This is a genomic window from Idiomarina sp. HB (genome assembly GCF_048059115.1).
GTDB classification, from domain to species: domain Bacteria; phylum Pseudomonadota; class Gammaproteobacteria; order Enterobacterales; family Alteromonadaceae; genus Idiomarina; species Idiomarina abyssalis.
Window position 1 is genome coordinate 536,560 of record NZ_JAYLVU010000001.1, and the last position, 20,754, is coordinate 557,313.

18 protein-coding genes are annotated in these 20,754 nt (G+C 45.6%); 13 read left to right on the forward strand and 5 right to left on the reverse strand.

From position 1 onward, the window contains the following. The first annotated feature begins 41 nt into the window (after window positions 1-41). The 6 genes from VBY75_RS02725 (at window position 42) to ttcA (ending at window position 5,696) form a co-directional block, all read left to right on the forward strand. On the forward strand, window positions 42-539 hold the full coding sequence (locus tag VBY75_RS02725) for a FixH family protein (protein WP_054487728.1): 498 nt from the start codon (window positions 42-44) through the stop codon (window positions 537-539). Window positions 540-543: 4 nt separating this feature from the next. Then, window positions 544-2,922 (forward strand): heavy metal translocating P-type ATPase, encoded by a 2,379-nt coding sequence (locus tag VBY75_RS02730; RefSeq protein WP_416510920.1) that lies wholly within the window; start codon window positions 544-546, stop codon window positions 2,920-2,922. Then, the gene (ccoS, locus tag VBY75_RS02735; RefSeq protein WP_054487724.1) at window positions 2,919-3,098 is read left to right on the forward strand and encodes a cbb3-type cytochrome oxidase assembly protein CcoS; all 180 of its coding nucleotides are present in this window, start codon (window positions 2,919-2,921) and stop codon (window positions 3,096-3,098) included. Before VBY75_RS02730 ends, ccoS begins: the two co-directional genes overlap by 4 nt. Further along, entirely contained in the window at window positions 3,070-3,741 is a 672-nt protein-coding gene (locus tag VBY75_RS02740; protein ID WP_074930757.1) for a sulfite exporter TauE/SafE family protein, read from the forward strand. The genes ccoS and VBY75_RS02740 overlap by 29 nt, the downstream gene beginning before the upstream one ends. 65 nt (window positions 3,742-3,806) lie before the next feature. Next, window positions 3,807-4,733, forward strand: a complete 927-nt coding sequence (gene uspE, locus VBY75_RS02745; protein WP_224797456.1) for a universal stress protein UspE — start codon at window positions 3,807-3,809, stop codon at window positions 4,731-4,733. A gap of 63 nt (window positions 4,734-4,796) precedes the next feature. Then, entirely contained in the window at window positions 4,797-5,696 is a 900-nt protein-coding gene (gene ttcA / locus VBY75_RS02750; protein ID WP_054487718.1) for a tRNA 2-thiocytidine(32) synthetase TtcA, read from the forward strand. Between the two features lie 54 nt (window positions 5,697-5,750). Here ttcA and VBY75_RS02755 read toward each other — a convergent pair whose 3' ends face one another. After that, entirely contained in the window at window positions 5,751-6,590 is an 840-nt protein-coding gene (locus VBY75_RS02755; RefSeq protein ID WP_054487716.1) for a glucosaminidase domain-containing protein, read from the reverse strand. 7 nt (window positions 6,591-6,597) lie between these two features. Continuing rightward, window positions 6,598-7,353, reverse strand: coding sequence for a hypothetical protein (locus VBY75_RS02760; RefSeq protein WP_054488529.1), 756 nt, complete (start codon window positions 7,351-7,353; stop codon window positions 6,598-6,600). Window positions 7,354-7,459: 106 nt separating this feature from the next. Here VBY75_RS02760 and VBY75_RS02765 point away from each other — a divergent pair, with 106 nt between their 5' ends. The 6 genes from VBY75_RS02765 (at window position 7,460) to VBY75_RS02790 (ending at window position 13,568) form a co-directional block, all read left to right on the forward strand. After that, window positions 7,460-8,035: a pseudouridine synthase gene (locus VBY75_RS02765; RefSeq protein ID WP_054487714.1), complete on the forward strand. Its 576-nt coding sequence runs from the start codon at window positions 7,460-7,462 to the stop codon at window positions 8,033-8,035. A gap of 79 nt (window positions 8,036-8,114) precedes the next feature. Beyond that, the gene (gene mnmA / locus VBY75_RS02770) at window positions 8,115-9,230 is read left to right on the forward strand and encodes a tRNA 2-thiouridine(34) synthase MnmA (protein WP_054487712.1); all 1,116 of its coding nucleotides are present in this window, start codon (window positions 8,115-8,117) and stop codon (window positions 9,228-9,230) included. Then, a complete protein-coding gene (hflD, locus tag VBY75_RS02775) occupies window positions 9,227-9,847 on the forward strand; it encodes a high frequency lysogenization protein HflD (RefSeq protein ID WP_054487710.1) in 621 nt (206 codons plus the stop codon). Before mnmA ends, hflD begins: the two co-directional genes overlap by 4 nt. A 41-nt stretch (window positions 9,848-9,888) precedes the next feature. Continuing rightward, window positions 9,889-11,259, forward strand: coding sequence for an adenylosuccinate lyase (gene purB, locus VBY75_RS02780; protein ID WP_143441134.1), 1,371 nt, complete (start codon window positions 9,889-9,891; stop codon window positions 11,257-11,259). Beyond that, a complete protein-coding gene (locus VBY75_RS02785) occupies window positions 11,256-12,398 on the forward strand; it encodes a cupin domain-containing protein (RefSeq protein ID WP_054487705.1) in 1,143 nt (380 codons plus the stop codon). The genes purB and VBY75_RS02785 overlap by 4 nt, the downstream gene beginning before the upstream one ends. A 132-nt stretch (window positions 12,399-12,530) precedes the next feature. Further along, complete coding sequence (locus VBY75_RS02790; RefSeq protein WP_054487703.1) at window positions 12,531-13,568, forward strand: Glu/Leu/Phe/Val dehydrogenase dimerization domain-containing protein; 1,038 nt, start codon at window positions 12,531-12,533, stop codon at window positions 13,566-13,568. 25 nt (window positions 13,569-13,593) lie between these two features. On the opposite strand, the gene VBY75_RS02795 is transcribed toward VBY75_RS02790, so the two are convergent. Together VBY75_RS02795 and ppsA are read right to left on the reverse strand one after the other, a co-directional pair. Then, window positions 13,594-16,623 carry an FAD-binding and (Fe-S)-binding domain-containing protein gene (locus VBY75_RS02795; protein WP_416510926.1) on the reverse strand — a complete coding sequence of 1,010 codons (3,030 nt, stop codon included), beginning with the start codon at window positions 16,621-16,623 and terminating at the stop codon, window positions 13,594-13,596. A 2-nt stretch (window positions 16,624-16,625) separates the two neighbouring features. Continuing rightward, window positions 16,626-18,992, reverse strand: coding sequence for a phosphoenolpyruvate synthase (gene ppsA, locus VBY75_RS02800; RefSeq protein WP_287817466.1), 2,367 nt, complete (start codon window positions 18,990-18,992; stop codon window positions 16,626-16,628). A gap of 108 nt (window positions 18,993-19,100) precedes the next feature. Between ppsA and VBY75_RS02805 the strand changes: the two genes are divergently transcribed. After that, window positions 19,101-19,910, forward strand: a complete 810-nt coding sequence (locus tag VBY75_RS02805; protein ID WP_054487697.1) for a pyruvate, water dikinase regulatory protein — start codon at window positions 19,101-19,103, stop codon at window positions 19,908-19,910. Window positions 19,911-19,940: 30 nt separating this feature from the next. Here VBY75_RS02805 and VBY75_RS02810 read toward each other — a convergent pair whose 3' ends face one another. Continuing rightward, complete coding sequence (locus VBY75_RS02810; RefSeq protein ID WP_054487695.1) at window positions 19,941-20,738, reverse strand: DUF1338 domain-containing protein; 798 nt, start codon at window positions 20,736-20,738, stop codon at window positions 19,941-19,943. Window positions 20,739-20,754: the final 16 nt, after the last annotated feature.

The window sequence follows — 20,754 nt, forward strand, 5'->3', positions numbered from 1 at the left end:
ATAGCCCCGCTACGGCGGGGTTTTTTGTAAGAGGTCCTATTATGATTCAACCTTGGTATAAGCAGTTTTGGCCATGGTTTCTTATTTCCCTTCCCGTTACTGTAATGATCGTTTGCGGTGTTATCATTTATTTGTCCATCTCTCAGGGCAACTTTTCGATGGTGGTCGACGATTACTATAAACGCGGCAAGACAATTAACGCTGTTATTGAAAACGTTGAAGAAGCTCAGCGTCGTAATATTTCCTTCGAATTTACTGCAAATCAGGGCAAGTTAACTCTAAAATATGCTTCAGGTGAACCGGAAGAGCTGTCAGCTTTACGGGTTTATTTTGTGCATGCCACTCAGCCTGAAAAGGATTTTAGTCGTTTGCTAAGTGTCGCCGCAGACGGCACCTACCGGGCTGATATTCCAGACAACATTAGCGGCAAGTGGACCGTTACTGTTGAACCCTATAACAAGGTATGGAAAGTGAGCGAAAAATATCAACTCCCTAAAAGTGAATTAACAAAGCTTCGTCCATTATTATACGGAGTTTAAACACATGGAATGCTTCCACTGCCTGCAACCTGTTCCCCGGGGAGTTAACCTTTCTGTTGAATACAAAGGGTCAGAAAAAACCGTCTGCTGTGCCGGTTGCCAGGCCGTGGCAGAAACCATTATTGAACATCGCTTACATGCTTATTATGAACACAGGGATGTCTCTCAACTTCAGGAGACTCCTGTACTTCCCGATGAGTTAAATGATTTGAATTTGTATGACCACCCTGACTTACAAAAAGAGTTCGTAAGACACGAAGGTGATGGCACTGAGGTTGCCACTCTGACAATAGAGAATATCACTTGTGGTGCGTGCGGCTGGCTTATTGAGCGCGAATTAATGCGTTTGAAAGGCATACACAAAGCTATCGTTAATGTTACCAGTCGTCGATTACAGGTTAGCTGGTCACCTGAGGAGTTAAAACTCAGCAATATTCTCAGAGCGTTAGCCGGAATTGGCTATAAGGCTTTACCATTCCAGGCCAATGAAGCTGAACAGCAATATACCCTCCAGAGAAAAAGTTATATAAGACGCTTGGGCGTGGCAGGTATTGCCACCATGCAAGTAATGATGATTGCTTTTGGCCTGTACTTTGGTGTGGTAAGTGACCTATCTCCTGACTTACAGCGTTTTTTATGGGGAGTCAGTCTGGTATTTGCAACTCCAGTCATTCTGTACAGTGCACAACCTTTCTATGCCGGCGCTCTTAGAGCGATACAAGCTTCACGCTTGAATATGGATATTCCGGTAAGTATCGCTTTGTTGGGAGCTTACAGTGCCAGTGTGTACGCTACTATTACCAATACTGGAGAGGTGTACTTTGAATCCATTTCCATGTTCACCTTCTTTCTCTTAACCGGGCGTTTTCTTGAGTTACTTGCAAAGGAACGTGCGTTAAAGTTTGCTACTAACCGTTTGACTCTTTTACCTAAGCTGGCGTCCAGAGAAACAGCTGAGGGCGTTGAATCTATTGCTATTAAGCAGTTAAATATTGGTGACATTATTCGTGTAAAGGCTGGTGAAACCATTCCCGCCGACGGGGAGTTGTTAAATCCGCAGGCACAGGTTGATGAAAGCTTACTGACAGGTGAAAGCCTGCCACGTTCGAAAAAGCTTGGCGACGCAATTATTGCCGGCAGTATTAACCAACACTCGCCGATACGCGTCAAAGTGACGGCTATTGCTCAGCAGACTGTGCTGGCGGGTATTATATCAATGCAGGACTCTGCATTAGCGGTTAAGCCAAGAGCTCAGCAAGTTATTGATAAAATTGCCGGCTATTTTATTGCTGGCATTTTAATTATTGCTGTTATTACGTTCTTCAGTTGGTGGTGGATTCAGTCTGAGCATGCGCTGTGGGTTACTTTGGCGGTTTTGGTTGCAACCTGCCCTTGTGCTTTGTCACTTGCCGCTCCCACCGCGCTTACCGGTATTATTCATCGGCTCAATCGAGATGGCATATTACTTAAAGGCGCTGATGTATTAGAGTCTGTAAAGCAGTTAGACAAAGTTTGTCTTGATAAAACCGGTACTTTAACCGAGGGGCAGTTTCGTCTTGTTGAACGCCAGGACTCTATCGACCCCAAAACAGTGGATCATATTGTTAGTGGACTGGAACTGTTTTCCGAGCACCCTCTTTCCGTTCCTTTGAGTCAACTTTCAGATACCCCTGCTAAGTTTACTCATGTCAGCAACGAAATGGGGGCCGGACTGCAAGGTGAGCTTGACGGTGAAGTTTACCGCGTCGGCAGTGAACGTTTTATTCAGCAATGGCACCCTGAGTTTAAAGCACTTAATAAATATCAGGTGATTGTGGCAAGCAAAAAACAGGTTTTGGCACAGTTCCGGGTTGAAGATCAGATAAGGGACGGTGCAGCAGAAACCATAGAATGGTTAAAAGAAAATGGCTACCAGCCTATTATCTTAAGTGGTGACAGCGAGCCCAGAGTCCATGAACTGGCGAAGGAACTGGGCATATCTGAGTACCATAGTGGATTAAAGCCAGAGGAAAAACTGGCATTCGTTACCGAACAACAACAATTAGATCATACTGTCTGGATGGTCGGTGACGGCATCAATGACAGCCCGGTTCTTGCAAAAGCTGATCTCTCAATGACCTTTTCAAAGGCATCTGACTTGGCGCAAACCGCAGCCGACGTTGTACTAATGTCAGAGTCATTGAACCAAATAAAAGTGGTTATAGAAAGTGCTCTGAAGACGCGCAAGGTGATGCAGCAAAATTTCACTTGGGCATTAGTTTATAATGTATCTATATTACCTGTTGCGGCTATTGGTATGGTTGCACCATGGGCAGCAGCGCTTGGCATGTCGCTCAGCTCTCTGTTGGTCATTGGTAACTCTTTAAGGTTGTATCGAAAATGAGTGTAATTTACGCGTTAATACCGGTTGCGATAATTTTTGTGATCATCGCCGTGGCTATTTTTTTCTGGGCGGTACGTTCCGATCAGTTTGAAGATATTGAGCGTCAGGGTCTCAATATTCTAATGGATGATGAAGACAACAAGGCCGATGATGAATCCGATAAGCCAAAGCGCTGATCTTGTAACCGCATTACTTATGGGCCTTGCGGGCGCTGGCCACTGCCTGATGATGTGTGGTGGGATAGCAAGCGCCATGGGCATTAATACTAAGCCCTATCATGTCTGGCTCTATAACTTAGGCCGAGTGTCCTCTTATATGATAATTGGCGCACTTGTCGGCGGTGCCATAGGCTTTTTTGCTCCCGAAGGTGGTTATACAACCGTTATCCTGCGTTGGTTGGCGGTTATTTTTCTGCTTCTATTAGGGCTTTATTTTACGGGCTGGTTTGCTGGCCTGGTTTATTTGGAAAAAGCTGCAAGCCCGGTATGGCGAAAGGTTCAGCCCTTTGCCGCTCAGCTGAGAAACAAACCGGGTATTTTTGCCACTTTCTTTGCCGGAACCCTATGGGGCTGGCTGCCTTGCGGTATGGTTTACAGTGCTCTTAGCTGGGCCGCGTTAAGTGGTTCAGCCAGCGGTGGCGCATTAACCATGGCGGCTTTTGGCTTAGGAACCTTGCCAGCTATGGTTGCAGCAGGTCATTTCAGCCAGTTTCTGCACAACTTTTTGCGAGCTCAGGGGGTTCGCACAGCCATGGGTGTTTTACTGATTATTTATGCCTTATGGAGTTTATTGACCCTCCTCAAACCTTTTTTTCAATAAAGCCTGCAAAGCTTTCTGCTTTCGTCTAATCTAACTAATAGACGCGGATTTATTATGAGGTGAGTATGGACGCATTCCGTCATGTTTTGGTCGTTATAGATGCCGCTGATGAGCAGCATAAAGCCTTGAAAAGAGGTCTGCATATGGCTCGATTGAGTGATGCCAGACTGACTTTGTTTTTATCCATTTACGACTTCTCTTATGAAATGACAACCATGTTATCCAGCGAAGAACGCGATATTATGCGTTCTAATCTCATTGCTGACAGAAAAGCCTGGCTAACAGACTTGTTGAGTGAATTTGATACAGACGCAATTGCTATTGATATCAGCGTTGTTTGGCACAATCGCCCGTTTGAAGCCATTATAAAAGAAGCGATTAAACACAAGCACGATCTCATCATAAAAGGTACTCAGGTCAGTGCGAGTTTCCAAAACCTCATTTTTACACCAACTGACTGGCACTTGTTAAGAAAAGCCCCCTGCCCGGTTTTGCTAGTCAAAGAACACGAATGGCCCAGTCATGGCCAAATTATTGCGGCTGTTCACACCGGTTCAGAAGAAGAGCATCATCAGCAATTAAATAAACGAATTATTGAACACGCTCAGTCAATGAGCAAAGTTCTCGATGCCAGTGTGCATTTGGTTAATGCGTACCCTAGTGCGCCTGTTAATGTAGCGGTAGAAATTCCGGAGTTTGATGTCAGCGAGTATACAGATGCTCTCGAGCAGCATCATGTAAACCGAATGGCTGCTCTTGGCCGGGAGTATGGCATTTCCAGTCACTATCAGTACCTTTCTCAAGGTTTACCGGAACAAGTGATACCTGAAGCAGCCAAACAACTGGATGCCGAATTAGTCGTGTTAGGGACTATTGGCCGCACTGGGTTAAGCGCTGCGTTACTGGGCAATACTGCGGAGCATGTGCTGGATCAGTTAAATTGCGACGTATTAGCTATTAAACCAGAAGACTTTGTTAGTCCCCTCGCTTGAGTTTAATGGCTCAGGTATAATCCGGCTCCTAATGCTTAAATATGACAGGTTGCAGGAGCCATTATGGCCAGTGAAGACAAATACCGTTTCAATAAACTACAGAAACGTATTCGCCGCGAAGCCGGCAAAGCCATACAAGATTTTGGTATGATAGAGGATGGTGATCGCATCATGGTCTGTCTGTCGGGTGGTAAGGACAGCTACACTCTGTTAGACACTTTGCAGTACCTTCAAAAAGTCGCTCCTGTGAGATTCTCCCTGATCGCTGTTAACCTTGATCAAAAACAACCGGGTTTCCCAGAGCATGTACTTCCTGAGTATTTAGAAAAGCTTGGTGTTGAATACAAAATTGTTGAAGAAGACACCTACAGTATCGTGAAAGATAAAATCCCTGAAGGAAAGACAACCTGCTCTCTTTGTTCGCGTTTACGCCGTGGAATTTTATACCGTACGGCAAAGGAGTTAAAAGCCACTAAGATAGCTCTGGGACACCACAGAGACGATATGATTGAAACCTTGTTTTTAAATATGTTTCATGGCGGCAAATTAAAATCGATGCCGCCGAAACTCGCAAGCGATAACGGTGAACATATTGTTATTCGACCACTTGCCTACGCCCGGGAAAAGGACATAGAGCAATATTCTGAGGCTATGGAGTTTCCAATTATTCCGTGCAACTTGTGTGGCTCTCAGGAAAACCTTCAAAGGAAGCAAATAAAGCAAATGCTTAACCAGTGGGATAAGCAGTTTCCAGGAAGAATTGAGAGTTTATGTACCGCAATGCAAAATGTTGTTCCTTCGCACCTGGCTGACAATGCCCTGTTTGACTTTAAAGCGGTTACTGCCAATGGCGTTGCCGATGAAAACGGCGATAAAGCTTTTGATACCGAAAATTTTAGCTCTGATGCAGTCAATAATGAACCTGCTTTAATGAGTGATATTCCGATTAAACAGCTGGCTTAAACAAGACAAAAAAGGCTCCTGATTGGAGCCTTTTTTTTATTATGTCGAAGTGCGTTATTCGGGTTGTGGTGGTGGATTCAACTCTTCGCTAACGCGTTCCACAATTGGTCGGTTTATACGGATCATTGCTCGTAGCTCTTCAATATAATCCTCGCCGCGCTCTGAATAGCTCGAAAGCCCAGTAATAAGATCTCGTGCCAAAATATCTGCATTATTTAAACGCTTTTGTTCACGTAGTAAACGTAAATCCAGATAAGCTCCGTGGGTGTTTATATTCCGCATGTAGCTCTTTACCGAGGCATTAACCGAGTCAAACTGCGCAACCTCATGGCGACCACCTTCAACTCTTCCGGTAGGCACTAGACCACAACCTTTCGAGTAACACCATTGCCCAAATAGGTTTAAACCTTTTCTGGAGAAACGCGAAGTTCCCCAACCAGATTCATTGGCGGCCTGCACCAAAACCATCATTTCCGGAATAATATCGATGCGTCGTTTCAGAAGACCAAACAGATTATCATCAATGGCAATATCGTCTTCCAGACGGTAGTAATTTATCCACTCTTCCATTTGTTTCTTGTCTGCAGCGGTAAGTTCGCCGTTTTTATAGCGTTCATAAATGGCTTTAAGATACGCTCTATCATGCAATATACGTATATTTTCAGCTTCAACTAAAGGCAGCAAAAAACGAAAGAACTCTTCCTTCTTTTCGGTGACATCTGTCATTGACATAAAATCCGGGAGATCTCTTTTAACTTCAACCTCCGGAATTGCTGGTAAATGCGCCGTAACCGATTGATCCGGAACTTTTACATCAGGCTCCTTAATAAGCCAGGGTAAAAGTAATGCAGCTATACTCAGTACTATGAACAGTAAAATTGTTAATAATCGCATGTAGTCCTCAAGCCGAAATATTTTCAGACGAATTATCTTTTTTGGATTTCTCAATAACAGTTACGCCAATAATGTCTCGATAGACCACTCCAATGAGGTTATAGATCATTGGGAGCATCCAAATAAGACCAAGTCCGAAAGGAATTATAGCGACAAACAGTAAACCCAGAATAATAAGAAACAACAGAATAAATTTGGGAAGTTTAAAATGCGTTATTTTTATCGAGTAGTACAATGCACTTAACGGCCCCACCCCTCGCTCAACGACTAACGGCATAGCAAGACTCAAAATTACCGTAATATAAAGCGATACTAATATTGCAAAATTAGGGTGGACCAGCACCATTAATTCACTGACCAGTATGCTAAGCAAGCTGCTAATAACGGCAACGGTAATGAGCGGAAGCAGTACATTGAATCCGTTAAAAACATCGGCTGTTTTTGTTTGAATCCCAACGCTATGTTTAATTCCCATTAGCATCAACCCGCCAAGTAACGGTGCGCTGATAACAGCCTGAAGAATACTGGCAAGGTATTGAATTTGCGCCGAGCTTTCTATGGCGTCAATTGAGAATACGCTCATTAAAGCCAGAACCATAAGCACGTTAATGCCTAACAAAATTAAGAAACCACCAATCAAAGACACTAAGTTTGACTTGGTTACATTAAACGACTGCTCTAATACTTGCCGCACTGACAGCTGATAGTTCCCTTTTAGGGCGTCAATCAGTGAGCCTCCAATGACTACTTTGTTATCATCCACAGAAATTCCCACACTTTTTTTAACAGTAAGATAAACTAGCGCCCGATATACTAGAGTATCCATTGACGCGATCCAATTTAAATCGACAGAACAATTTGAGGCAGGCATGAAATCACAGAAAAAGCGACCCGCCAATCCTAAGTTGGTTTTGCTAAACAAGCCCTACGGTGTGTTATCGCAATTTACAGGTGAGGAAGGCGACCAAACATTAAAGGCTTTCATCCCACATAATGATGTCTACCCCGCCGGACGATTGGATAAGGACAGTGAAGGCCTGCTTTTGTTAACCAACGATGGCGTTTATCAGGCGCGCCTGGCAAATCCTAAATATAAAGTATGGAAAACTTACTGGGTTCAAGTCGAAGGTGAACCCAGTGAAGAACAACTGGAGCAGTTACGAAATGGCGTTGAATTGAACGATGGAATGACGCGTCCAGCCGAAGCCTTTGTAATGCCCGAGCCAATGAACCTATGGCCACGAAACCCGCCAGTCAGAGAGCGTAAAACGGTGCCCGACACCTGGCTTTGCATTAAAATTCGTGAAGGTAAAAACCGTCAGATTCGCCGTATGACAGCGCATGTTGGACTCCCTACTCTGCGCCTTATACGTGCGGCAATTGGTCCGTTTCAGTTAAAAACGCTGCAGCCGGGCGAATGGCGTGAAGAACCGCCTGTTTGGTAGTTTCCTGAGCTACCCTAGCGCGGCCTAAAATGATAGAATGCGCAGCCAATTCAGGAGTTACAGTCAGCCAGGTCAGTCTATGTCAAATGCCAGTAAAAAAGTCATTGTTGGAATGTCAGGAGGAGTCGACTCTTCCGTGTCAGCCTATCTTCTTCTGCAACAGGGCTATCAGGTCGAAGGCCTGTTTATGAAAAACTGGGAAGAAGATGATACTGACGAATACTGCGCTGCATCCGAAGATTTAGCCGATGCCGAAAAGGTTTGCGAAACACTCGGCATAGAGCTGCACACAATCAATTTTGCCGCAGAGTACTGGGACAACGTGTTCGAGTACTTTTTGGAAGAATACAAAGCCGGGCGAACACCGAACCCGGATATCATGTGTAACAAAGAAATTAAATTTAAGGCCTTTCTGGAATTTGCCGCAGAAGCATTAAATGCCGATTACATTGCGACCGGACATTATGTGCGTCGTCAGCAGAACGACGGAAAGTGGGAAATGCTGCGCGGTTTAGACAGTAATAAAGACCAAAGCTACTTCCTTTATACGCTAAGCCATGAGCATATTGCACAAACTTTGTTTCCGGTTGGCGAGCTGGAGAAATCAGAAGTTCGGAGAATTGCAGAAGAGCAAGGCCTTGTTACAGCGGATAAAAAAGACTCTACAGGTATTTGCTTTATTGGCGAGCGCAAATTTAAAGACTTTCTCCAGCAGTACCTGCCGGCAAAGCCCGGCCCCATTGAGTCTGTCGATGGCGAACAGTTAGGTGAACATGAAGGTTTGATGTACCACACTCTGGGTCAGCGTAAAGGCTTACACATTGGCGGAATGGCCGACACCTCCGGCGAGCCCTGGTACGTTGTCGATAAAGACGTAGAGAGAAATGTGCTTATTGTTGCGCAGGGAAAAAATCATCCCCGCCTCTATTCTCAGGGGCTTATTGCCGGGCAACTGCACTGGGTGAGTCGTACCACACCATTAAAGGCTTTCGATTGTACGGTTAAAACGCGCTATCGCCAGCAGGATATACCGTGCAGGGTTACTCCGCTTGATAACGGCGACTTTCAGGTTCAGTTTAAAGAGCCTGTTGCAGCGGTAACGCCAGGACAATCCGCAGTATTCTACAGCGACGACGTTTGTTTAGGTGGCGGCATTATTGAACAGCGCATTACCGATTTTGAGGTCAAGCTATGAATGAGTGGCAGCAGCGAGTAATTGCTTTAGCTGGTATGTCGTTAAGTGCTATGGCCGTGCAGAAGCTGGCTCGCAGTGGAGAACTTTACCCTGAGTCTATTACCAACACTTTGGTCCACAGTCTTCTGCAACAAAACCCTGACAACATCGAAGATATTTACGGCGGTCTGGAGAATATTCAGCCAGGCATTCAGGCATTTATTCGTCAGGCCGGAAATAATAAAAATAAAGATCTAGAGGTCACCCGCTATTTAGTCGGATTGATCCACCTGTCCCGGCGCTTACTTAAGCAGCCCGACGTACTTAATTTACTGGGTGAACGTATCGCTCAGGTAAAACGTCAGAAAGAAGAATTTGAATTTGAAGATTATCGCGTACAGCAAAGTTTTGCGGGGATTTACCGCGAGTTGATAAGTCCTCTGGGACAGCCTATTCGAATTAATGGAAACCCGGAGTTTTTGAAGCGGGACTCAAATCAGCACCATATTAGAACCTTGTTGCTGGCCGGCATTCGTAGTGCCGTGCTTTGGCAGCAAGTAGGCGGCAAACGTCGTCATTTCGTATTTTCAAGAAAGAAAATGTTAGATACAGCGCAGCAATTGTTGCATGTCGCATAAAAGATTAATGACTTAATTAACTCTCGGAGAGCCAGTTTATGTTGCCCTTTTCTTCACTAACCGCAGTGTCACCTGTCGATGGACGATACGCTTCAAAAGCAGAAATGTTACGTCCTATTTTCAGCGAGTACGGACTGATTAAATTTCGTGTCACTGTTGAGGTTCGTTGGTTGCAGTTATTAGCCGAAGTCGATGGCATTAAAGAAGTGCCGGCATTAAGTGAAGAAGCGACACAAATACTGAACGCCATTGTTGAAAACTTCTCAGTAGAAGACGCTGAACGCATAAAGACCATTGAGCGCACAACCAATCACGACGTGAAAGCGGTTGAATACTTCCTGAAAGAACAAGTCGCTAATAACGAAGAACTGAATAAAGTATCCGAATTCATCCACTTTGCCTGTACTTCAGAGGACATTAACAACCTTTCTCATGGCTTAATGCTGAACACAGCTCGTGACGAAGTATTAGTACCGATGATGCAGGAATTAGTTGATCGGGTTAAAGAGCTGGCGAAAGAACACAAAGCCGTTCCTATGATGGCCCGTACGCACGGCCAACCGGCAACGCCAACCACAATGGGCAAAGAGTTTGCGAACGTTGCTGTGCGTCTACAACGTCAGCTGACGCAGCTTAAAGCTGTAGATGTCATGGGTAAAATCAACGGTGCTGTCGGTAACTATAACGCGCACCTTGCGGCCTACCCTAATGTCGACTGGCATCAAATCTCAGAGCAATTCGTTACGTCACTCGGTTTAAGCTGGAACGCGTACACGACTCAAATTGAGCCGCATGACTATGTTGCAGAATACTTTGACGCACTGGCTCGCTTTAACACCGTACTCATCGATTTTGATCGTGATGTCTGGGGTTATATTGCTTTGAACCACTTTAAACAGCGTACTGTTGAAGGTGAAGTTGGCTCTTCAACGATGCCTCATAAAGTGAACCCTATCGACTTTGAAAACTCCGAGGGCAACCTGGGTATTGCTAATGCGGTTATGCAACATTTGGCTCAGAAGCTGCCTATTTCCCGCTGGCAACGCGATCTGACTGACTCTACCGTTTTACGTAATTTAGGTGTAGGTGTTGCGCATGCTGTTATTGCATTTCAGGCAACGTTAAAAGGTTTGAGTAAGCTGGAAGTTAATGAAGCCCGTCTGGCAGCTGAGCTTGATGAAAATTGGGAATTGATGGCGGAACCGGTGCAAACCGTTATGCGCCGATACGGTGTTGAAAAGCCGTACGAAAAGCTTAAAACCTTAACTCGCGGAAAACGCATTACCAGCGATGATCTTGCGAAATTTATTGACTCTTTAGACGTGCCAGATGCTGCTAAAGATGAAATGAAAGCTTTAACACCAGCTAACTATATTGGCCGCGCAACTCAGTTTGTTGATGATCTTGTATGAAATTAGCTTTTGATAAAGACGATTTTTTAAAAAACTACTGGCAGAAAAAGCCTTGTCTTATTCGACAAGGCTTTGCTGATTTTACGGACCCTGTCAGCCCTGAAATTCTGGCTGGACTGGCCATGGAAGAAGGCGCCGACTCTCGGGTTATTGAGTCACAGGCAGATACAGAATCTGGCTGGTTGGTTACTCATGGCCCGTTTGAAGAATACGAGCAGTTTGGTGAGAGCCACTGGACCTTATTGGTTCAATCAGTAAATGAGTGGCTGCCAGACGTTGGCGAATTGATAACGCCTTTCCGTTTTCTTCCGGATTGGCGCATAGACGATGTCATGGTCAGTTTCTCATGCGAAAACGGTGGTGTTGGTCCGCACCTGGATCAGTATGACGTTTTTATCATACAGGGAGCCGGTTCTCGACACTGGCGCGTTGGTGAGCGACAATCAATGCGGGAGTGTCAGCCAGCAGCCGACCTTTGCCAGGTAGAAGGTGAGTTTAAAGCCGTTATTGATGAGCACCTGAAAGCCGGTGATGTTTTATATATTCCCGCAGGCTGTCCGCATGATGGTGTTGCCTTAGAGCCTTCGCTCAACTACTCGGTTGGGTTCCGGGCGCCGTCAAAAGCAGAGTTATTATTGCAGCTGGGCGATATTGCCATGCAACAGGAGTCCCTTCAGGAACGATACCAGGATCCAGAAATTGGCAGCGACGATATTTCCTGGGAAATTGAAGAAAAGCAATTAGCCGCCTTAAAAGGCTTTTTGAAAGAAGCCCTTGAGAGTGACGAAACAGACAGGTTACTGGCGAGAATTGTATCCCAATCAAAACGCCCTCTTCCCGAGCCAGAATTGCCAACAACAGCAGCGCAAGTGCCAGACTTATTGGCGCAACCTAATGCCTTCATTGAGAAAGCGTCCGGTGCCCGTTTCTTAAAACTGAGTCAGACCGAGTTTTATGGCAATGGGGAAGCTTTTGCGGTATCTCCGGAAGCCTTACCCACAGCAGAATGGCTGGGCCAACTGCAAGGCTCAAAACCCGCATCGGAGCTTTCGAAACGAGTAAATTCAACGGCACAGGCTGAGCTAGTTGCTGAAACGATAAATCAGGGAATTATCTATTTATACATTGAAGAATCCTGAGCGATTCTGTGTAAACAAGAGTTGATAAACACCCGTTTGAATTGCTGAATTTATTCACTTAATTAAGTAGCGCGAGCCCTATCTAAATGGTAATGTTCGCGCAATTTTTGAAGCAATGAGGAATTGAAATTCATGTCTCTATACGAGCATCCCGAATTCGATCATCACGAGCAAGTTGTCTTTTGTCATGATCAGGAATCAGGCCTAAAAGCCATTATTGCAATTCATGACACAACTTTAGGTCCAAGCCTTGGTGGTACCCGTTTGTGGAACTACGCTTCATCGGCCGAAGCTTTAACCGATGTGCTGCGCTTGTCGCGCGGTATGACTTATAAAAGTGCTATGGCCGGCTTACCATTAGGTGGCGGTAAAGCGGTTATTATTGGTGACGCCAAGAAAATTAAAAGCGAAGAACTGTTCCGCGCATACGGTCGTTTTATCGAGTCATTGAGCGGCCGTTATATTACTGCAGAAGATGTGAACATTCGTACCGAAGACATCGACATGGTTGCGAAAGAAACCAGTCATGTTGCCGGAACCGCTGATAAAGCTGGTGATCCTTCACCTCATACAGCACTGGGCACTTATCTGGGTCTTAAAGCTGCGGCAAAACACAAGTTAGGCAGTGAAGATCTTAAAGGTGTAAAAATAGCGGTTCAGGGCCTTGGTTCTGTTGGTTATGACTTTGCTAAGTACTGCGCAGAAGACGGTGCTGAGCTTATCGTTACAGACATTAACGAAGAAGCTATAGAGCGTGCCGTTAAAGAACTCGGCGCGAAAGCTGTTGGTTTGGATGAAATCTACAGTGTTGATGCTGACGTCTATGCGCCATGTGCGCTGGGTGCAACCATCAATGACGAAACTCTAAAGCAACTGAAAGTTAAAATCATTGCCGGAAGCGCTAATAACCAGTTAGCGAACCCTAAACACGATCAAGCAGTAAAAGATATGGGTATTCTTTACGCACCTGATTACGTGATTAATGCCGGTGGTGTCATTCATGTGTGTTCAGAAGCCGCTAATATGAGCTTAGAGGAAACTGATAAACGTGTTCGTGGTATTTACGACACTCTGGATCAGCTTTTTGCTCGTGCAAACGACGAAGACCGCCCTACCGGTGCAGTTGCTGACCAAATGGCACGTGAAATTATAGCCAAAGGTAAGCAGTAAACGTTGCTGCAAATAAAAGCCTGATTTAACTCAGGCTTTGTAAAATGATTTCAAGCGGGTGTTTCACCCGCTTTTTTTCTATCCGTTTTATCTGAGACCGGCATGAGAACCCGGTTACCAGCACACCGCTGCTGCCGTATTGCTGAACTGCCTGCTGCCACCCCATTTCATACAGGCCGAGGCTGTCACTTTGGTTCTGTTTTTCGTGACCAAAAGTTCCTGCCATACCACAACAACCAACGTTAACGATATCCAGTGTTAACCCTAATTTACTGAACAATTCTTGCCATTGATGCGCCGACTCTGGAACAAAGCTTTGCTCTGTACAGTGCAATAGCAGTCCATAATTGCTGGTGCTGGCTGGCCCGGCTTTCTCAAAGTTTAGCGTGCTTAACCATTCAACTACGGTCATTACCTCAACCTCTGGCAACTGACCTCCGTTTGATTTTCGGTATTCATCTCTGAATATCAAGGCCGTAGAGCTGTCTGGCCCAATCAGTGGAATTCCTGCATCGGAAAGCGGTTTCAATTGCTCAGTAACTTTAGTCGCCGTTTTGTCGAAATCACCAAGGAAACCTTTGACATGCTGTGCTTTACCATGCCCTATAAAAGGCAGTAAAACCGGAGTAAAACCGAGCTTCTTAATGAGTAGCCCCAGCTTTAATACAAAGTCAGCCTCATAGAATGTGGTAAAAGGATCCTGCGCAATAACAACCGCCTGTTCGCGTTCTCTTTCAGTTAAACTCAGAACTTGTTCTGTTGTTAGCTCAACGAGGCCGTGACGCTTCCATGCAGTTCTCAAATTGGGCGTTGAAAATAAAGGGGTATCGACATAACCCACACCGTATTTAAGAATAACCCGGCTTATAGGGTTATTAATCAGCAAATTACTCAAAACAGGGAACTGACTTGCAAGAGGCGCCGTTTTTTCTATGCCCTTTACTAAGTAGTCCTTTAATGGACGAGCGTATTTACTGTAATAATGATCGTAAAAACGCGCACGAAATGTTGGGACATCGACATTAACCGGACACTGATTCGTACAGGCTTTGCACGCCAGACATTTATCCATCGACTGTTTTACTTCATGACTAAAATCGCTTCGCCCTGTAAGTCGGTTTAGCTGGCGTTTAGCAAAGCTTACCGGCTGAGGCCTTTGAGTGGCGTCATAACCCGCGTTATGGGTCAACCGTAACCATTCGCGCAGAAGCCCTGCCCGACCTTTAGGAGAATAACGACGGTCCCGTGTGACTTTATACGAGGGGCACATAGCGGACTTGGGGTCATAATTGAAACACAAGCCATTACCGTTACAGTCCATTGCATTTTTGTAGCTGTTTCTGGTTGCTATTGGAATCTGCCTGTCAAAAAAGCCTCGTTTTACTGCGTCAACAGAAACTAATTGCACATCAGTATTCAGAGGCGTGCAAATTTTCCCCGGGTTCAATTGGTTAAACGGGTCAAAACTCGTCTTAATTTTCTGCAATTCTTTATAAAGGTGCTCTCCAAAAAAAGCGGGGGCGTATTCGGAGCGATAACCTTTTCCGTGCTCGCCCCACATGAGTCCGCCATACTTCTGGGTTAATTCTGCCACCTGGTCACTAATTTCTCTAAGCAGGACTTCATCGTCCGGCTCACACATGTCCAGGGCTGGCCGTACGTGTAAAACCCCGGCGTCCGCATGCCCAAACATTCCGTAGTGCAGGCCTTTAGCATCTAATAGCGCCCTAAACTCATTAATAAAGTCAGCCAGTTTTTCAGGAGGAACCGCCGTGTCTTCGGCAAAAGCAACGGGTTTACGTCGGCCTTTTGTCGCACCTAATAAACCCACCGACTTTTTGCGCATAGCATAAATCAGCTGTATACTCGGCAGGTCATCACAAATTTGATAACCAATAACACCTTTGTTGTCTTTGCTTTTAATCAGTTTATCCAGACGTTTGGTTAACGAACCGACCTTCTCGTCTATTTCCTCTTGATCAAGCCCGGTAAACTCAACCATGTTGATACCGTCCATCCGCTGACCTTCAACATCAGAAAGTAAAGGTTCAACCGACTTCCAAATGATATCCTCACGAGCAAGATCAAGCACCGTACTGTCAACAGTTTCTACTGAAGTTGCTTTAGCTTCCACTAAGAAAGGAGAATTCTCTAGTGCAGACTGAAAGTTTGAATATTTAACATTAACCAGCACTCTGTGCTTAGGAATGGGAGTGATATTCAGCTTCGCTTCGCTGACAAAGCCTAAGGTCCCTTCCGAGCCGGCGATGACTCGAGAAACGTCTATTTTTTGCTTTTCAGGGTCATAGGCATGCTTTAAATCGTACCCGGTCAGGAACCGGTTTAATGGCGGAAACTTTTCACGAATATGAGTTTCTTCACCAACACAGGTGTCTATCACCTGGCGGTAAATGCGAGCTATTCGGTTGTCCTGGCGAGCGATACTTTCCGCTTGCTCTAGCGAAACCGGACCGCTGTCTAGTACATGCCCATCAAGTAATACGGTTTTCAGGCCAAGAATATGATCACTGGTTTTACCGTAAACTAACGAGCCCTGACCTGAGGCGTCGGTATTAATCATGCCACCCAGAGTCGCGCGATTGCTGGTAGAAAGGTCAGGTGAAAAGAAGTAGCCGTGAGGCCTTAAAATATCATTGAGCTTATCTTTAACCACCCCAGCCTGAACTTTAACCCAACCTTCCTTAGGGTTAACTTCAAGCACTTTATTCATGTGTCGGCTTAGATCAACCACAACACCTGAGGTTAAGGACTGTCCATTAGTGCCGGTTCCGCCGCCTCGGGGAGAGAACTGCACACTGCTGTTACTCTCCTCACCAGCAAGCTTCATTAATAAAACAAGGTCGGCATGATGCAGTGGGTACAACACTGCCTGAGGCAGACTTTGATAAACGCTGTTATCCGTAGCCGCAATTAAACGGCCAGAGTAACTGACATCAATTTCACCAGCGAACCCCGACTCTTTTAACTGCTCTATAAAGTGCCGGTAGTTCTCTGGTAAAGCGTTTTCAGCAGCAACCTTGGGTAATACTGTCATTTTTACAGGTGGTCCGCCAAGTACATCCATGTCTCAATAACGGTATCCGGGTTCAGTGATACCGAATCGATCCCCTGTTCTACCAACCAGGCGGCAAAATCAGGATGATCCGACGGCCCCTGACCACAAATACCGACGTATTTACCGCGCTTCTTGGCCGTTTGAATGGCCATTGCCAGCAGCTTTTTCACCGCTTCGTTACGCTCGTCAAATAAATGTGCGATAACGCCGGAATCACGATCCAAACCTAATGTTAACTGGGTTAAGTCGTTAGAACCAATTGAGAAACCGTCGAAGATGTCGAGGAATTCGTCTGCCAACAGAGCGTTAGAAGGCAGCTCACACATCATAATTACGCGTAAACCATTTTCGCCCTGAACCAGTCCCTGTTCGGCCAGAAGTTCAATAACCTTGCGACCTTCTTCAAGAGTTCTGACAAATGGGATCATGATTTCGATATTGGTCAGACCCATATCGTTACGAACGCGTTTAATTGCTTCACACTCCAGTGCAAAGCAGTCGCGGAATTCTTCAGAGATATAACGAGATGCACCACGGAAACCCAGCATTGGGTTTTCTTCGCCAGGCTCGTACTGCTTTCCGCCGATAAGGTTGGCGTATTCGTTCGACTTAAAGTCGGACATACGCACAATGACGCGTTCGGGTGAGAATGCGGCACCTAAAGTAGAAATGCCTTCAGCTAAACGCGCTACGTAATACTCGCGAGGGCTGCTGTAGCCGGCCATCATGCTATCAATCGTCTTTTTCAGATCATCGCTTTGCTGATCGTAATTTAGCAAGGCTTTAGGGTGAACGCCTATCATGCGGTTAATAATAAACTCCAGGCGAGCCAGCCCAATACCGGCATGCGGCAAGCTGGCAAAATCGAACGCTCTGTCCGGGTTACCCACATTCATCATAATTTTTAAGGGTAGATCCGGCATAGCATCAATTTGTGACTCAGTGATATCAAAGTCCAGTTCGCCCTGGTAGATATAACCCGTGTCGCCTTCAGCACAAGAAACCGTAACCGCTTGTCCATTACTGATATGGTCAGTCGCATCACCACAACCAACAACCGCCGGAATGCCAAGTTCACGGGCTATAATAGCCGCGTGACAAGTACGGCCACCACGGTTAGTCACAATGGCAGCAGCGCGCTTCATAATCGGTTCCCAGTCAGGGTCGGTCATATCGGTTACCAATACGTCGCCCGGCTGGACTTTATCCATTTCACTGATGTCATTCAGAACACGAGCAACACCACGGCCAATACGCTGGCCAATAGCACGCCCAGTACAAACAACGTCACTTTTGGCTTTTAGTGCAAAGCGTTCAATAGCTTGCCCTTTTTGGTTTGACTGAACCGTTTCCGGGCGTGCCTGAACAATATACAGTTTGCCGTCGATGCCGTCTTTTGCCCACTCGATGTCCATTGGACGACCGTAGTGCTCCTCAATAATCAGAGCCTGTTTAGCCAAATCTTCAACTTCTTCATCGGTTATCGAGAAGGTCAGACTTTTCGACTTTTCGATGTCTTCAATTATTGTCTGCTTTCCATGCTCTCTGTCGTCAGAGAAAATCATCTGGATTTTTTTGCTGCCGAGCGTTCTACGCAGTACTGAAGGACGCCCTGCTTTTAACGTTGGCTTATGCACGTAGAATTCGTCCGGATTAACCGCGCCTTGTACGACCATCTCACCAAGACCGAAAGATGAGGTAATGAAAACAACATCGTCAAAGCCTGATTCAGTGTCAATGCTGAACATAACCCCGGAAGAGGCAATGTCACTGCGGACCATACGCTGTATACCTGCTGACAAGGCAACACCGCGGTGGTCGTAGCCCTGATGAACACGGTATGAAATAGCGCGGTCGTTAAACAAAGAGGCGAATACGTGCTTAATAGCTTCCATAACGCTACCCAGACCACGTACGTTCAGGAAGGTTTCCTGCTGGCCGGCAAACGAGGCATCCGGCATGTCTTCAGCCGTTGCGGAGCTGCGTACCGCAAAACTGAATTCATCGTTATTTTCGCTAAGTTCGGAAAAAGCGTCCTTTATGGCAGCTTCAAATTCCGGTTGGAACGGCGTATCGATGATCCACTGACGAATTTCCTTACCAGCCTTTGCTAAGGCCTGAACATCGTCAACATCAAGTGTGTCGAGCAAATCGTGAATACGATCGTTTAAGCCGCTTTGCTCCAGAAACTGGTTATAGGCGTCTGCCGTTGTCGCAAAACCACCGGGAACTTCAACCCCTGCTCCGGCTAAGTTACTGATCATTTCACCCAGTGAGGCATTTTTACCACCGACTCGGTTTACGTCCTGCATTCCCAGATGTTGGTACCAAACTACGTATTCTTGCACGTCACAATCCTTAATTGATTTTTTCGGCATGGAAGTGACTACTATTTTACACGCTGCGGCCCAACAAGTTAATATCGAACCTTCAATCGCTTAAAAAGAGATCCGCCTGTGCGCTATGCGTTTTACATTTCTGACGGTACGGCACTGACCGCCGAGGCCTTTGGTCACGCGCTTTTATCGATGTTCCCGGTCACTTTTGAACACAAAACATTGCCTTTTATCGATAATCAGAAAAAAGCCGATGAAGTGTGTAAAACAATAAAAAAGGCCGTTTTAGACAGTGGCGAGCCTCCTTTAATCTTCCATACTTTCGTAAATGAGAAGCTGAAAGCCAAAATCACCGACTGTGGCGGCATATGTTATGACTTTCTGGATCATTTCATCGCGCCAGTAGAAAAAGAGCTGGGAGTTGAAGCTCAGCCTAAAACGCATCGTACTCATGGCGTACATAAAAACTACAACTTCCGAATAGATGCGATTAATTATGCTCTGGATAACGATGACGGGAAGCGTCTGAATCAACTGGATAAAGCCGATTTGATTTTAATTGGGGTGTCCCGTACAGGGAAAACACCAACCAGTTTATACCTTGCCATGCAGTATGGTATTAAGGTTGCGAACTATCCATTGACCGATGATGATGATTTTGAACGGTTACAATTACCTAAAGAACTGAAGCTGCATCGTCATAAGCTATTTGGTTTAACTCTCTCTTCACAGCGGCTACATGAAATAAGAAGTCAACGACGAGAAGGCAGTCAGTACGCCTCAATGGCTCAATGCCGATTTGAACTTGCAGAAGTAGAAAGGCTTTATAGCCGCGAGGCCATACCCTTTATTAATTCAACGCACTATTCCGTGGAAGAAATTGCGGCAAAAATTCTGGCTAAAACTAACTTAGAGCGGCATCGCTATTAATGCCGCCCTATTCTTTTTGGGACAATGAAACTAGTTAGCGTTGGTGCTTTCAAAAATTTTGTCTGCTGACGCGGCGACAAAGCCGGTATAAAGCTTGCCGTTTTCAATTTCGTAGCGCTTAGCAAACTCATAGAAGCAACTGGGGATCTCGGCAGTCTTGTCAGAAAACTCAACCGGATGGCGATCGGCCATGGTTGATGACTGTTCCAGGTAAACTTCCGGAGAACCTTTAATTTCGCCACCAGAGTCATTCAGTTTGAAGCCATTGTCTTTCAACTTCTGGTTCACTTGTTCAAGAGACTCATATCCGGGCAGTTGATTCACACTGACCGTGAAGTGGTTAGCGCAATAACCAAACGCTGCCATCCAGGCTGCGTACTCACTTTCTTCTAACAAAGCCTGATAATCAGCATGGCTGACTTTCCAGTGCGTCCCTGAGTACAAGAAGTCTGACTTTTTCGTGTCTTCAACTGATACTTGAGCCACCATGTCTTTCACTTTCTTTTGCAGCTCTTCTGAGAACTCAGCAGTCATCAACTCGCTGATAAACACTTTTGGTAGTTCAGGGTCTTCATGCTCAAAATGTTTTGCACGAAGCTTCTTCGCTTCAAAGTGGTAATCACCACCTTCTTTATAGCCCAAGTCTAAAAAGTGCTGAGCCAATACTTCTAAGCCTACCGGACTGATATCGAAGGTACGAAAGGCAACGTGGTCATTCACTATAGGATGCCCTTCTCCTAAAATTTGATGAACCTTCTTTGCTGAAGGTGTCCGTGATAAATAATCTTGCCACAAGTTTTCAAATAACACTTCTACCTGTTGCGACATACAACAATATACCTCT